Annotated in this window: 12 protein-coding genes and 1 tRNA gene; 8 read left to right on the top strand and 5 right to left on the bottom strand. The window is 63.7% G+C overall.

Translation table 11 applies throughout. From position 1 onward, the window contains the following. Positions 1-66 precede the first annotated feature (66 nt). Positions 67-489 carry a PAS domain-containing protein gene (locus FVP60_RS00975; RefSeq protein WP_187240525.1) on the bottom strand — a complete coding sequence of 141 codons (423 nt, stop codon included), beginning with the start codon at positions 487-489 and terminating at the stop codon, positions 67-69. Continuing rightward, positions 464-1,069 carry a hypothetical protein gene (locus FVP60_RS00970; RefSeq protein ID WP_147824408.1) on the bottom strand — a complete coding sequence of 202 codons (606 nt, stop codon included), beginning with the start codon at positions 1,067-1,069 and terminating at the stop codon, positions 464-466. Before FVP60_RS00970 ends, FVP60_RS00975 begins: the two co-directional genes overlap by 26 nt. A 175-nt stretch (positions 1,070-1,244) precedes the next feature. Here FVP60_RS00970 and FVP60_RS00965 point away from each other — a divergent pair, with 175 nt between their 5' ends. The 4 genes from FVP60_RS00965 (at position 1,245) to FVP60_RS00950 (ending at position 5,398) form a co-directional block, all read left to right on the top strand. Then, on the top strand, positions 1,245-2,288 hold the full coding sequence (locus FVP60_RS00965; RefSeq protein WP_147824407.1) for a Bug family tripartite tricarboxylate transporter substrate binding protein: 1,044 nt from the start codon (positions 1,245-1,247) through the stop codon (positions 2,286-2,288). Continuing rightward, on the top strand, positions 2,285-2,833 hold the full coding sequence (locus tag FVP60_RS00960) for a tripartite tricarboxylate transporter TctB family protein (RefSeq protein ID WP_147824406.1): 549 nt from the start codon (positions 2,285-2,287) through the stop codon (positions 2,831-2,833). The genes FVP60_RS00965 and FVP60_RS00960 overlap by 4 nt, the downstream gene beginning before the upstream one ends. Further along, the gene (locus FVP60_RS00955; RefSeq protein WP_147825461.1) at positions 2,833-4,521 is read left to right on the top strand and encodes a tripartite tricarboxylate transporter permease; all 1,689 of its coding nucleotides are present in this window, start codon (positions 2,833-2,835) and stop codon (positions 4,519-4,521) included. Before FVP60_RS00960 ends, FVP60_RS00955 begins: the two co-directional genes overlap by 1 nt. Positions 4,522-4,603: 82 nt before the next feature. Further along, positions 4,604-5,398, top strand: coding sequence for a TrmH family RNA methyltransferase (locus tag FVP60_RS00950; RefSeq protein WP_147824405.1), 795 nt, complete (start codon positions 4,604-4,606; stop codon positions 5,396-5,398). Positions 5,399-5,404: 6 nt separating this feature from the next. Here the strand turns inward: FVP60_RS00950 and FVP60_RS00945 are convergent, their stop codons facing one another. Further along, a complete protein-coding gene (locus FVP60_RS00945) occupies positions 5,405-6,253 on the bottom strand; it encodes an SGNH/GDSL hydrolase family protein (RefSeq protein ID WP_147824404.1) in 849 nt (282 codons plus the stop codon). A 101-nt stretch (positions 6,254-6,354) separates the two neighbouring features. Here FVP60_RS00945 and FVP60_RS00940 point away from each other — a divergent pair, with 101 nt between their 5' ends. Then, a complete protein-coding gene (locus tag FVP60_RS00940; protein ID WP_147824403.1) occupies positions 6,355-8,109 on the top strand; it encodes a DEAD/DEAH box helicase in 1,755 nt (584 codons plus the stop codon). 140 nt (positions 8,110-8,249) lie between these two features. Continuing rightward, complete coding sequence (locus FVP60_RS00935) at positions 8,250-9,326, top strand: VIT1/CCC1 transporter family protein (RefSeq protein ID WP_147824402.1); 1,077 nt, start codon at positions 8,250-8,252, stop codon at positions 9,324-9,326. 346 nt (positions 9,327-9,672) lie between these two features. On the opposite strand, the gene FVP60_RS00930 is transcribed toward FVP60_RS00935, so the two are convergent. Continuing rightward, a tRNA-Leu gene (locus FVP60_RS00930) sits at positions 9,673-9,756 on the bottom strand. A gap of 99 nt (positions 9,757-9,855) precedes the next feature. Here FVP60_RS00930 and FVP60_RS00925 point away from each other — a divergent pair. Then, complete coding sequence (locus tag FVP60_RS00925; RefSeq protein ID WP_147824401.1) at positions 9,856-11,151, top strand: M20/M25/M40 family metallo-hydrolase; 1,296 nt, start codon at positions 9,856-9,858, stop codon at positions 11,149-11,151. A 150-nt stretch (positions 11,152-11,301) separates the two neighbouring features. Next, a complete protein-coding gene (locus tag FVP60_RS00920; protein ID WP_147824400.1) occupies positions 11,302-12,132 on the top strand; it encodes an undecaprenyl-diphosphate phosphatase in 831 nt (276 codons plus the stop codon). A 68-nt stretch (positions 12,133-12,200) separates the two neighbouring features. Here FVP60_RS00920 and FVP60_RS00915 read toward each other — a convergent pair whose 3' ends face one another. Next, entirely contained in the window at positions 12,201-13,061 is an 861-nt protein-coding gene (locus tag FVP60_RS00915; RefSeq protein ID WP_147824399.1) for a PAC2 family protein, read from the bottom strand. Positions 13,062-13,104: the final 43 nt, after the last annotated feature.

Raw genomic sequence — 13,104 nt, 5'->3', positions numbered from 1 at the left:
CGGATCGCGGCCTCCGTTTCGCCCAGTTCTAGCAGGCCGCCGAGGGTATGCAGGGTGTTGGCGAACTCATGCTGCTGGGCGCGGAGCGCTTCGGTGAGGCTTTGCGAACCCGGCCAATTCCCGCATTGCCGTGTCGAGGTCGGTGCGATCCATCAGGATGATCACGATGCCCACTTGGCGTCCGCTCACCACGACGGCGTCGGCGCGGGCGAGGAGCACCCGTTCTCCCGCGAGCGCGAGCTGTTGATGACCGGAATGCTCCAACAACACGTCCATGTCGATGGCGAGCACGTCGTGCATTTCGCTGCCAATGGGCGAGTCGTTCTCACCGCGGCCTAGCAAACGCAGGGCGGCGTCATTACACATCGCGATGCGGTGATCGTTGCCGAGCACCACGATGCCGTCACCGATTCCGTGCAGGGTGGCATCGCGGGTGTCGAGCATGGCCTTGATTTCGTCTGGCTCAACGCCGTACGTCTTTCTCCGCACAAAACTCCGCCACGATCGTCGACAAGACAACGCCGATGAGGGTGGCGATGCCGAGGGCAATGGCCAGCAACACGATGTTGTCTTGGTTTTCTTCGGCGATCTGTGATTCCAGCGTTCCCACCGATACTTGCCCAATGACGCGATAGTCTGCGCCATACACCGGCACCTTCACGCGCCACGATTGCCCGAGCGTTCCGACCTCTGTGCCGCTCCACACGGTTCCGGTCTCTGCGGCCGTCGGCTTGGTAGAAACGGGCTCACCAATGCGATCTGCGTTGGGATGCGAATAGCGAATGCCGTCAACGTTAGACACGACGACGTAGGTGACGCCGGCGGCTTCGCGCACCAACTCTGCCAACGGCTGGATGACGAGCGATGGATCCGAGTCATCAAACGCGTTGATGACGGTCGGTACCTCGGCGACCGAGAACGCCAGCACCTTCATACGCTCGGTGTAGGCCTCGCGCAGCTGCGCCTGCTGAATGAGGGCAACGGTGACTCCGGTACCGACGATGACGACGACCATGATCACGGATTGCAACAGCGCAATCCAGGTGCGTAGCGTCATCGCCCGTTTCATGGTTCCATTCTAGATTTTCGCGCTGAACCAGACCGCGCGAGGTGACCACAACGACCACATCAATCACAAAGAACGAAATGCTCGTTACCTCCACAACCTCAAGCGAGCGCTGGCGCAACCGTAGCGTCTGGACATCGCAACTCAGCAGGGCGCTGAGTCGACTCAAGGAGGAGAAGTGCGATCTCACACTGCTGGCGCGCGAAACCGCGTCGCCACGGCTCTGGCACTGGGTGCCGTCACCGCTCTCGCGCTCACGGCGTGCTCGTCTGGAGCAGGCGGGCAGGATTCGGGCGCGAGCGCAGAATCTGACGCGCCGGTCACGCTCAGCGCGGTCAATGTCATCGCACCGGCCGATGCCGGCGGCGGATGGGACCAGACGGCGCGGTCGATCGCGCAGGTGCTGACCGACGAGAAGATCGTTGGCTCGGCTCCCATGACGAACATTGGTGGCGCCGGCGGAACCGTCGGCCTCGCGAAACTGGCAACGGAAAAAGACCCGGCAACGCTCATGATCACCGGATCGGTGATGATCGGCGCCGTCGAAACGAATGCCAGCAGCGTTCGCGTTGAAGACATGACGCCGATTGCTCGCCTCACGGAAGAGGCGCTCGTTGTCGTTGTTCCTAAGGACAGCCCCTACACCGACATCGAATCGCTTCTCGACGCGATCGTCGATAAGGGCCCCGAGGTTGCCGTCACCGGTGGTTCCGCCGGCGGTATCGACCACATTCTGGCGGGCCTGCTCGTGACTGACGCTGGCGTCTCGCCCGACAAGGTCACCAGCACCCTCAACTACATCCCCAACTCCGGTGGCGGCGAGGTCCTCACGATGCTGCTCGGCAACACCGTGCAGGCCGGAATCTCGGGAGTCGGCGAGTTCTCAGAGCAGATCCTCTGCGGCGATCTGGTCGCCCTCGCCGTTTCCGGTGGCGAGCGGCTCGAGCAGCTTCCTGACGTGCCGACCCTGACCGAAGAGGGGATCGACATCGAACTCACCAACTGGCGCGGCGTGATTGCACCCGCAGGCATCAGCGACGCCGAAAAGCAGGCGCTGCAGGACGTCGTGGCAGAGCTGCACGACTCGGCAGGCTGGACCGAGACCCTCGCCGCCAAGGGCTGGGCAGACGCCTACCTCGCCGGTGACGAATTCGAGACGTTCATCGGTGAAGAAATTGCGCTGACGCAGGAGACGCTGAAGACGATTGGTCTGATCGAATGACCTCCGCGCCTGTCGCCGCACCAGCAACTGGTGCGGCGACGGCGCCCTCTCGCGGTTTTCGCATTGAGGCGATGATCTTTGTCGGATTGTTCGTCATTCTCGCGATTGCCGTCATTGTGGGCGCCTTCAGCATTCGAGAGCCACTCGGCTCTGCCAACACGCTCTCAGCGCGTGTGGTTCCCATTGCGATCGGAGCCATGATGCTGATTGCCGCCCTCGCCGTGCTGATCGAACAGCTGCGCGGCAAGTTTGGTGAACCCGATGGTGGCGAAGACATTGATCTAGACGCCAGCACATCGTGGATCACGGTGCTGATCGTTATCGCTGCCTTTCTCTCCCTGATCGTCACGATTCCGGGCCTCGGTTGGCCGCTCGCGGTCACCATCCTGTTCTTCGCGACAAGCATCGCGCTTGGCGCGAAGGGGTGGGTAAAACCGCTCATCGTCGGCGTGGTGCTAGGAGCTATCACACAGTTCCTGTTTGGCACACTGCTCGGGCTTTCCCTGCCGATCACCGGCACCCTCACCCAGTGGATTGGACTGTAATGGACAGCTTCCAGGCTTTGCTTGAGGGCTTCGCCAACGCGGCCCAGCCCATCTACCTGCTGTACGCGCTGCTGGGCGTGCTGTTGGGAACCGCCGTCGGCGTGTTGCCAGGCATCGGCCCTGCCATGACGGTCGCGCTCCTGCTGCCGGTTACCTACGTTTTGGAGCCGACCGCAGCGCTTATCGTCTTCGCCGGCATCTACTACGGCGGCATGTATGGCGGATCAACCACCTCCATCCTGCTGAACACACCCGGTGAGTCTGCCTCGATCGTCACGGCGATGGAGGGCAACAAGATGGCGCGAGCGGGGCGCGGTGCTGCGGCCCTGGCAACCGCCGCCATTGGCTCCTTCGTCGCCGGAACCATTGCCACCGTGCTACTGTCGCTGGTCGCTCCCGTCATGGCGCGGTTTGCCGTTGGCCTCGGCCCGGCCGACTACTTTGCACTGATGGTGGTCGCCTTCCTCACGGTTGGCGCGCTGCTGGTTAGCAGCGTTTCGCACGGCCTGTTCTCGCTTGCGATCGGCCTGTTCATCGGCATCGTGGGTGTTGACTCGCTCACCGGGCAAACGCGCTACACCCTCGGTGTTCCCGAGCTCGGCGACGGTATTGATGTGGTTATTGTCGCTGTCGGTCTGTTCGCACTGGGCGAGGCGCTGTACGTCGCGTCCCGCTTGCGCAACGGCGAGATTCCGCTGATCCCAATCACGAAAGGCTGGCGCACCTGGATGCGCCGCTCCGATTGGAAGCGCTCGTGGAAGCCGTGGCTGCGCGGTACCGCTATTGGCTTCCCGATCGGAACCATCCCCGCCGGTGGCGCAGACGTGGCAACCTTCCTGTCGTACGCGACCGAGAGGTCGCTGGCCAAGCCCAAGTACAAGAAGCAGTTCGGCAAGGGCGCCATTGAGGGCGTTGCCGGCCCCGAGGCTGCCAACAACGCGGCGGCAGCCGGCGTCTTGGTTCCACTGCTCACCCTCGGCATCCCGACTACCGCAACCGCCGCCATGATGCTGTACGCGTTCACGTCGTACAACATCGCGCCGGGGCCGCGGTTGTTTGAAACCCAGCCGGTGCTGGTGTGGACGCTTATTGCCAGCCTCTACATCGGGAATGTGATGCTCCTGGTGCTCAACCTGCCGCTGGTGGGTGTGTGGGTGAAGCTGCTTCAGATTCCCCGCCCGTACCTGTACGCGGGCATCCTGGTGTTCGCGGCCCTCGGCGCGTACGCTGCGAACTTCACCGTGTTCGACATCGGTATTCTCGCGATTCTCGGTGTGCTCGGATTCTTCATGCGCAGGCAGGGTTTTCCGGTCGCGCCCCTCGTGGTCGGCGCGATCCTCGGACCCATGGCCGAAGAGCAACTGCGCAAGGCGATGCAGATCGGTTTGGGCAACCCGGCCTACCTCGTGCACTCCACGTTCTCGATCGTGGTGTACTCGATTCTCATTGTGATCGTCGTGCTCGCGCTGTGGCTGAAGAGCCGGCGCGCGCGCTTCGAGCGTGTCGTCGCTGAGGCCGCCGCAACCGCATCGACCGCGACCATTCGCACGCTTGACCTCGACATTGAGGCGACTGAGCCGCACCCGGAACCGGAGCGCGGCATTCTCGCCACGCGTACGGTGACGACGGTTGACCCTGACAAGCCTGCCGACGCGTCACAGAAGCGGAACAAGCCCCCGCGGAGCTGAGACGCCGCGGGAGAGGGAGGCGGGGCCTTGGGCTCCGCCTCCCTCGTTTTTCTTTGCCGCGCGCACCACAGACAATGGTGAGATGCGCGCAATTGCAATCGATGATGGTTCCGATGCCCGACTCGACGGTTTTCGCACGCTCACCGACCGGCAGGCGCGGCACAGTCATGAGGCAGCAACCGGCACCTACATCGCCGAATCGTTCGTGGTGCTTGAGCGGGCCATCGCCGCGGGACACCTCGTCATCGCGGCGTTGGCACAAGACAAATGGGTTTCGCAATTGGAACCGCTGCTTGCGGACGAGACACCGGTGTATGTCGTGCCCGCGCCCGTTGCGGAGGCAGTGACGGGGTTCGCGGTGCACCGCGGCGTGATGGCTGTCATGGAGCGACCGGCGCCTCGCGCGCTGGGTGACGTGCTGGCCGGAGCGCGCACCGTTGTGGTGGCCGACGACATCACCGACCACACGAACATGGGTGCGCTGTTTCGCGCGGCTGCCGCGTTGAACGCTGACGCCGTGGTGCTGTCGCGAGTGTGCGCTGATCCGCTGTATCGCCGCAGCGTGCGGGTGAGCATGGGCACGGTGTTTCAGGTGCCGTGGGCGCGCGCCGTGTCATGGCCGCTGCTTCGCACCGCGCTGACCAAGGCGGGTTTCGAGATCGTGGCGCTCGCGCTCACCACCGATGCCGTTTCGCTTCGCGATTTTCGTCCGGCAGAGAAGGTGGCGCTCGTGGTCGGCACCGAGGGTGACGGTCTCAGTGATGTCGCCCTCGCGCACGCTGATCACACCGTGATGATTCCGATGCGCGAGGGCGTTGATTCCCTCAACGTCGCGGCAGCGGCCTCCGTCGCGTTGTGGGCGGTGCAGGGCCGGTAGCCGCGGCTACGCCTGGTCGTCGTCGATCTTCGGCGGCACGATCGGCATTGCCTCGGGGCGTTTCGCCGTCATGTTGTCGCCGGAAGACTGGTGGCGCACGCGCCGAAGGACCCACGGAACCAGGTGGCCACGTGCCCACAGTAGGTCGTCGGTTCGTGCCGCGCGCCACGTACGCACCGGGTGGGGCTCTGGTTCCATTGGCTTCAGGTCGTTGGGCACGTTGAGCGCGCGAAGCACCATGCGAGCAACCTCGTGGTGGCCGAGCGCATTCATGTGAAGGCGGTCAGGCGCGAAGAATCGGGTGTCTTGAATCGTCTTGAGCGCCCACTGGTCGGCCACGATGCAGTCGTACTTGTCGGCCACCGCGCGGATGTTCTCGTTGTAAATTGCGACCTTGCCGCGGAAGGGACGAAACACCGGAGTGAAATTGACGTCGATGCCGGTAAAGACCACAACGGTGGCGCCATTGGCGCTGAGGCGCGCGACAACCGTTTCGAACTGCTGAGTAATTTCGTCTGGGTCTGTACCAACGCGAATAACGTCGTTGCCGCCGGCCGAGAGCGTCACCAAATCGGGCTTCAACGCGACAGCCGCGTCGAGCTGTTCGTTCATGATCTGTGCGATGAGCTTTCCGCGCACGGCGAGGTTGGCGTACGCAAAGTCGTCTGAGCTGGAACCCAGCACCTCGGCGACGCGGTCTGCCCAGCCGCGCACGCCATGCGGTGACGATTCGTCGTCATCTCCGACGCCCTCGGAGAACGAATCGCCCAGGGCAACATAGCGACGCCACGGATGCGGCTCGTTGTTTTCAACAAACGGGCTGCGTGTCTCGTCGTTGATCGATCGGTCGGTCATCACGTGCTCCTCGTACCATCGGCCTTCAGCAGTCCACCATAGTCCGGCTCGCCCAACTCACACCGACTTTTGAGCGAGTGTCCGCGCGGGCGACTATCGTTATGCAGGTGCTGTCACCGTCCTATCCTCAACGCGCCCCATGGGGTACGGCAGGAAAGCTTCGGGCGTGGCAGCAGGAGGCGCTTGAGGCGTACTTCGCGCAAGACAAACGCGACTTCCTCGTGGCCGCAACGCCGGGCGCCGGAAAGACGACCTTCGCGTTGACCCTGGCGCAAGAACTGTTGCGCATGCGAATCGTGAATCGCATCGTTGTTGTGGCGCCGACAGAGCATCTGAAGACCCAGTGGGCAGATGCTGCCGCGCGCCTTCACATCCGACTCGACCCACGGTTCCGCAATTCGCACGTCGCACCGTCTCGGCAGTACCACGGCGTTGTTGTCACCTATGCGCAGGTTGCCGCGCGCTCCTCGGTGCACAAACACGTCACCGAGGGCGCCCGCACCCTGGTGATTCTTGATGAGGTGCACCACGGCGGAGACGCGCTCAGCTGGGGTGATGCGATTCGCGACGCCTTTGGTTCCGCCGTCAAGCGCCTGTTGCTCTCCGGCACGCCATTTCGGTCAGACACCGCACCGATTCCGTTTGTCGAGTACGCGCCCGATGAAACCGGCGGCCGCGTCTCCCGCACCGACTACAACTACGGCTACGGGCGGGCGCTTGCCGATGGTGTTGTGCGCCCCGTGCTTTTTCACGTGTACTCCGGAACCATGCGCTGGCAAACCAGCATGGGCGACGAGTTGGAGGCGCACCTCAGCCAAGACAACACAAAAGACGTCACATCGCAGGCGTGGCGTACCGCGTTGGATCCGGAGGGGGAGTGGATTCAGGCGGTACTGAAATCTGCGAACGACCGGCTCACGGAGGTGCGCCAGCACATTCCTGACGCCGGCGGCTTGGTGATCGCTACCGATCAGACCGTGGCGCGCGCGTACGCGAAGATCCTGCACGGCCTGACCGGGCAATCGCCAACCGTCGTGCTCAGCGATGAGAAAGAAGCGTCGAGCCGCATCGAGAAGTTCGCCGAAGACACCAGCCGGTGGATGGTGGCCGTGCGGATGGTGTCGGAAGGCGTTGACGTGCCGCGCCTCGCCGTTGGGGTTTACGCGACGAGTTCGTCTACGCCGCTGTTCTTCGCGCAGGCGATCGGTCGCTTTGTGCGTGCGCGGCGCCGAGGCGAGGCCGCGAGCGTATTCTTGCCGCATGTTCCGCCGCTGCTCAAGCTCGCCAACGAGATGGAGCGAGAGCGCGATCACGCGCTCGATCGAAAGCAGAAAGACGACGACGGTCTTGAGGACTCGCTACTGGAGTCGGCAAACCGTGAAGACCAGGCATCAGACGCGCTGACCGAAGAGTTCAAGTACACGCCTCTGGGCTCGACCGCGCACTTTGACAGCATCGTATTTGAAGGCAAACAGTTCGGTGAGCTGGCGGAGCCCGGATCCGATGAAGAGCGTGAATTCATCGGCCTGCCTGGGTTGCTTGAGCCCGAGCATGTTCACGAACTCTTGATGCAGCGCCAAACCCGTCAAACCCGCCATCGCGAGGCGCGTGAAGCGCGGGAACAAGCGGGCGGCGAGCCCGAAACCACGCTCCCCGCGCCGCTTCACCGCACGCTTCGTGAACAGCGTCAGCTACTCAATAGCCTCGTCGGCCTGTACGCCCGCCAGACGGGGGAGCCGCACGGACTGGTACATGCGGAGCTTCGTCGCATTTGCGGTGGCCCAGCGGTGGGCACCGCAACCGTTGCCCAGTTGCAGTCTCGCATCGAGCACCTTCGGCGTCGCGTTCACTCCTAACCGTTGCCCCAGCGGCCTCTCAAGCGTTGTCTGATTTCGGGTCTCCGAATGATTCGGGGTGCCGAATCTACCGAAATCCCGGGGTTGAGGTGCGCCAAAACGCTAGCGTTGAAGCATCCCGAGAGACTTTATGGAGCACGATGAACGCGCCAACAAACGCTACCGCCGCCGATCGCAAACGGTGGGCAAAATACCTCGTCGACGAACGAGCAGAAGCCAAGGTTTACCGCCGACTCGCTGAGCGCAAGACCGGAGAAGAGCGTGAAATCCTTCTCGCCCTCGCCGATGCCGAAGGCCGCCACGAATCGCACTGGCTCACCCTCCTCGGTGGGGAGCCCGCGAAACTTCCGCGCCCCGGCCTTCGCACACGCATCCTGGGCAGCATGGCCAGCGGGTTCGGATCCATCTTCGTGCTTGCCCTGGCGCAAGCAGCCGAAGCCCGCTCGCCCTATGGTTCCGAGGCCGACGCCACCCCGGCCATGGCCGCCGATGAGCAGGTGCACCACGAGGTGGTGCGCGGACTCGCCGCTCGCGGTCGGCGTCGACTTTCTGGCACGTTTCGCGCCGCCGTATTCGGTGCCAACGATGGCCTGGTGAGCAACCTTGCCCTGGTCATGGGTATCGGCGCGACCGGCGTTGCGCCCGCGTTCGTGCTGTTCTCCGGCGTCGCGGGCCTTCTCGCGGGTGCGCTTTCGATGGGCGCCGGCGAGTTCGTCTCGGTGCGCAGCCAGCGCGAGCTCCTCGAAGCGACCAAGCCCAGCGACTTCGCCGAGGTTCCGCTGACCGAGGTCGATATTGATGCCAATGAAGTCGCCCTGATCTACCGTTCGCGCGGCGTTGACGCCGATGAGGCGTTGGATCGCGCCCGCAAGGTTCTCGCCGCCGCCCACAACGGTGCAACACCGCAACGCGTCGTCACCGTCGACGAAGACGATATCGTCGGCAATGCCTGGGGCGCCGCGATCTCGAGCTTCCTGTTCTTCGCGTCAGGAGCGATCATCCCGGTGCTGCCGTGGCTGTTCGGCCTGAGCGGCGTTGCGGCGCTGGTATTGGCGCTGGTGCTCGTCGGCATCGCGCTGATGGCAACGGGCGCGATGGTCGGCGTACTGAGTGGCACCTCGCCCCTGAAGCGCGCCCTCCGACAGCTCGCCATCGGCTTCGGCGCGGCAGCCGTCACGTACGTGCTTGGTCTGGTGTTCGGCGTCTCCGTGGCGTAGCGCGTCGGCGGAACCACTAGCGTGACGATCATTTTGTCGTCGCTTTTGGTTCCGCGGGCCGGATTCGAGCATTTTCCGACGACAAAATGATGTTCTGCCTGCAAAATGCGCTGGCGGAACCATGAAAGGCGCGGAACCTGGGAGTCGCGGAGCCTCGGGCGGCTGGGGCCCAACCCCGGAGTTGTGCGCGAAGGGGGACTTTCCCTGCCGCCTCTCCACCCACCGCTGCGCGGTGCGCGGAGCCTCGGGGCGGCCGGGGCCCAACCCCCCGAAGGGTTCGCGGCACCGCGTGCGCGAGAAAAATGAAAATGGCCCGGATCTTTCGATCCGGGCCATTCTCATTTTGTGCGCGAAGGGGGACTTGAACCCCCACGCCCTATCGGGCACTAGCACCTCAAGCTAGCGCGTCTACCTATTCCGCCACCCGCGCATTTGGGTGATTGGCTCTCACCAACGAGAACTTAGCCTAGCACGGCCGCAGGGTGCCGACGAACCCATACGAACGTCGGGCGTGGCGTAACGTGGAGCCATGACCGCTGAGCTCTCCGACGTTGTTCGCATCGCCCGTGACCTGATTCGTTTCGACACCACAAACTACGGAGGCGGCCGAGCACATTCGGAGCGCGCGGCTGCCGAATACGTCGCTGCCATCCTCGAAGAGCTTGGTATCACCGTCGAGCTGTACGACGCCGTTCCCGGCCGAACCAACGTGCACGCGCGTATTTCTGGCCAAGACCCCACCCTGCCGGCGCTCATTCTGCACGGCCATCTCGACGTGGTTCCGGCGATAGCAGAAGACTGGACACACGACCCGTTCTCGGGTCACATCGACGCCGATGGCTTGCTGTGGGGGCGCGGTGCGGTGGATATGAAGGGCATGGACGCGATGATTCTCGCGGCCGTCGCCGAGGTGCTTCGCGCCGGCGAGAAGCCGCGTCGCGACATTATCTTGACCTTCTTCGCCGACGAAGAAAACGGCGGCGTCGAGGGATCTACCCAGGTCGTTGCCCAACGCCCCGACTGGTTTGCCGGCGCGACCGAAGCGATCAGCGAGGTGGGCGGCTACTCCATCACGGTCGCGGGCCAACGCGCCTATTTGCTGCAGGTGGGGGAGAAGGCGCTGCTGTGGCTCCGGCTGTCAGCCAAGGGTCGCGCGGGTCATGGTTCCGGCTTTCACCCCGACAACGCCGTCACCCGGCTTGCCGAGGCGGTGGCGGCACTGGGCCGCACCGCCTGGCCCGTATCGCTCACCCCCACGACGGAGGCGTTGCTTTCGGAGTTTCAACGGATGAGCGGAACCACGGAGACAGACCCCGACGCACTGGCCGCGATGTCCGGCAACGCGCAGGGCTTCATCCGCTCCTCCCTGCGCACCACAACCAACCCAACCGGGCTTGAAGCGGGCTACAAGCACAACGTGATTCCCGACAAGGCTCACGCGCTCATTGACGTCCGCGTATTGCCAGGAACCGAGGCGCAAGCATTGGCCGACATTCAGCGCATCGTCGGCGAAGACATCGAAATTGACGTCGTCGTGGGTGAAGTGGGGCTGGAAGTGCCGTTCGCCGGCGACCTCGTTGACACCATGGTCGCGTGCATTGGCGATCATGACCCGGGTGTTCCGGTTATTCCGTATCTGCTGGGCGGCGGAACCGACAACAAGGCGCTGTCTTCGCTCGGTATCGCAGGCTACGGCTTCGCGCCGATGCGACTGCCCGAAGGTCTAGATTTCACCGGAATGTTTCACGGCGTCGATGAGCGAGTGCCGACAGAGGCGCTGGAATTTGGTCAGCGGGTGCTGGCTGACCTCATCCGCCGCTACTGACGCTCGCGAGGCTGCCCGCCGGTGCGGGCAGCCTCGTAGCCAACGCAAAACCTCGCTCGGCTGCCGCGCGCTGTTGGAATCCCCAGCGCGTGGCAGGTAATGTCCTACCTTGGCGTGCCCACCGGCTCGCGCAGAAGTACGGAGCACGTCTTGGAAATCATTGAAGTAATCATCCTGGGCATTGTTCAAGGGCTCACGGAGTTCTTGCCGATCTCATCGAGCGCGCACATTCGCATCGTGGGCGAGATGTTCCCCAATGCGGCAGATCCGGGCGCCACGTTCACCGCCATCACGCAGATCGGCACGGAGCTTGCGGTGCTGGTTTACTTCCGCAAGAAGATCGCCGCGATCATCAAGGCCTGGTTCTTGTCGTTGAGCGGCAAGGTGCCGCGCAACGACCCGGACGCACGCATGGGTTGGCTCGTGATCATCGGATCTCTGCCGATCGCCGCCCTCGGCTACTTCGGTCAGGAATACATTCGAGGCGCATTCCGCAACCTGTGGATCGTTGCGGTCGTGCTCATCGTGTTTGGTATCTTGCTCGGCATTGCCGACCGATACGGCAAGCGCACGCGTGACCTCAGCGACATCACCTACCCGCACGGCATCCTGATGGGCTTTGCTCAGGCGCTGGCACTGGTTCCGGGTGTCTCCCGCTCCGGCGCCACCACGACCGCGGCGCGCGCGCTTGGCTACAACCGCACCGCGGCGGCCGAATACGCGTTCCTGCTGGCCGTTCCCGCCGTGTTCGGTAGCGGACTCTACGAGCTGGTATCCAGCATCGACGAGCCGATGGTTCCGTACGGCATGTTTGAAACGGCCATCGCCACCGTCGTCGCCTTCGTTGTTGGCCTGCTGGTGATCGCGTACCTGATGAAGTACCTCAAGAAGGGCAGCTTCATGCCGTTCGTGATCTACCGCATTCTGCTCGGCATCGTGCTCATGGTGTTGCTGGCTACCGGCGTGTTGCACGCGTTCTAAACCCGCACGCCCATCTACGAACGACGAAGGCCGCGACAACAATCGCGGCCTTCGTCGTATGTGCAGGGTTAGGCAGGATCACCCGGACCCGAAGCCGGCCCTTTGCGTGGCCCATCGGTGTCGCGCCGCAGAAACTGTTCAAACTCGCGGGCAATCGCATCGCCCTTCGCAGCGGGCGTATCCCATGCGTCGCGGGCCGCCTCAAGCGAACGTATGTACTCGATCATTTCGGCGTCGTCATTCATGGCGGCGTCGATCGATGCCTCCCACTTCAGCGCCTCCGTATCGAGCTCGTCATGCGTCGTGACGATCCCGGTGATATCTGCCACCTTGTCCAGCAGTGCGATGGTCGCCTTCGGCGCCTTGGCCTGCATCGACAGGTAGTGCGGAATGCTGGCCCACTGGCTCATCGTCGGGATTCCGGCGGTCTCCAGCGCGTCAGCCATCACCGAGAGCATGCCGACCGGCCCCTCGTACCGGCCACGCTCAATGGTCGAGTTGGCGCGTACAAAGTCGTTCTCGCTCCACGCATGCACCAAAATCGGTCGCGTGTGGGGCACGTCTCCCATCATCGCGCCGAGCAGAATCACGCCGGTGATGCCCTCATCGCGGGCGGTCGCCACGAACTCAGAGGCAAAGCGCTTCCAGCGCCTGGCCGGTTCTTGCCCGCGCAGCAGCCACAGGCCGGAACCATGCCGAGGGCTCCAGAGCGTCGCGCCCGGCCACATCAGGCGGCGCACGCCCTCTTCGTCGCGGTAGACGCTGGGGCGCGTGTATTGAAAGTCGAAATACGATTCGGGGTCAACGCTGTGCGCCAACACATAGTCGCCGTTCTCCTTTATCACGTCGACGGCTGACGTTGCGGCTTCTGCCGCATCATTCCAGCCCTCAAAAGCGACGATGAGAACGCGGTCTCCTAGTAGCTGCACGGTACCTCCTTCCTTCAGCGTAGCGTCAGCGTCTGGGCGACGC

Origin of the sequence: Microbacterium mitrae, assembly GCF_008017445.1 — a bacterium.
Classification (GTDB): domain Bacteria; phylum Actinomycetota; class Actinomycetes; order Actinomycetales; family Microbacteriaceae; genus Microbacterium; species Microbacterium mitrae.
This window is presented reverse-complemented; position numbering and strand designations above follow the sequence as displayed.

Coding starts and splice junctions, on each gene's coding strand:
- FVP60_RS00960 (WP_147824406.1), top strand. CDS start 2,285: ATGACCTCCGCGCCTGTCGCCGCACCAGCAACTGGTGCGGCGACGGCG.
- FVP60_RS00955 (WP_147825461.1), top strand. CDS start 2,833: ATGGACAGCTTCCAGGCTTTGCTTGAGGGCTTCGCCAACGCGGCCCAG.
- FVP60_RS00925 (WP_147824401.1), top strand. CDS start 9,856: ATGACCGCTGAGCTCTCCGACGTTGTTCGCATCGCCCGTGACCTGATT.
- FVP60_RS00950 (WP_147824405.1), top strand. CDS start 4,604: ATGCGCGCAATTGCAATCGATGATGGTTCCGATGCCCGACTCGACGGT.
- FVP60_RS00940 (WP_147824403.1), top strand. CDS start 6,355: ATGCAGGTGCTGTCACCGTCCTATCCTCAACGCGCCCCATGGGGTACG.
- FVP60_RS00970 (WP_147824408.1), bottom strand. CDS start 1,069: ATGAAACGGGCGATGACGCTACGCACCTGGATTGCGCTGTTGCAATCC.
- FVP60_RS00935 (WP_147824402.1), top strand. CDS start 8,250: ATGAACGCGCCAACAAACGCTACCGCCGCCGATCGCAAACGGTGGGCA.
- FVP60_RS00945 (WP_147824404.1), bottom strand. CDS start 6,253: ATGACCGACCGATCGATCAACGACGAGACACGCAGCCCGTTTGTTGAA.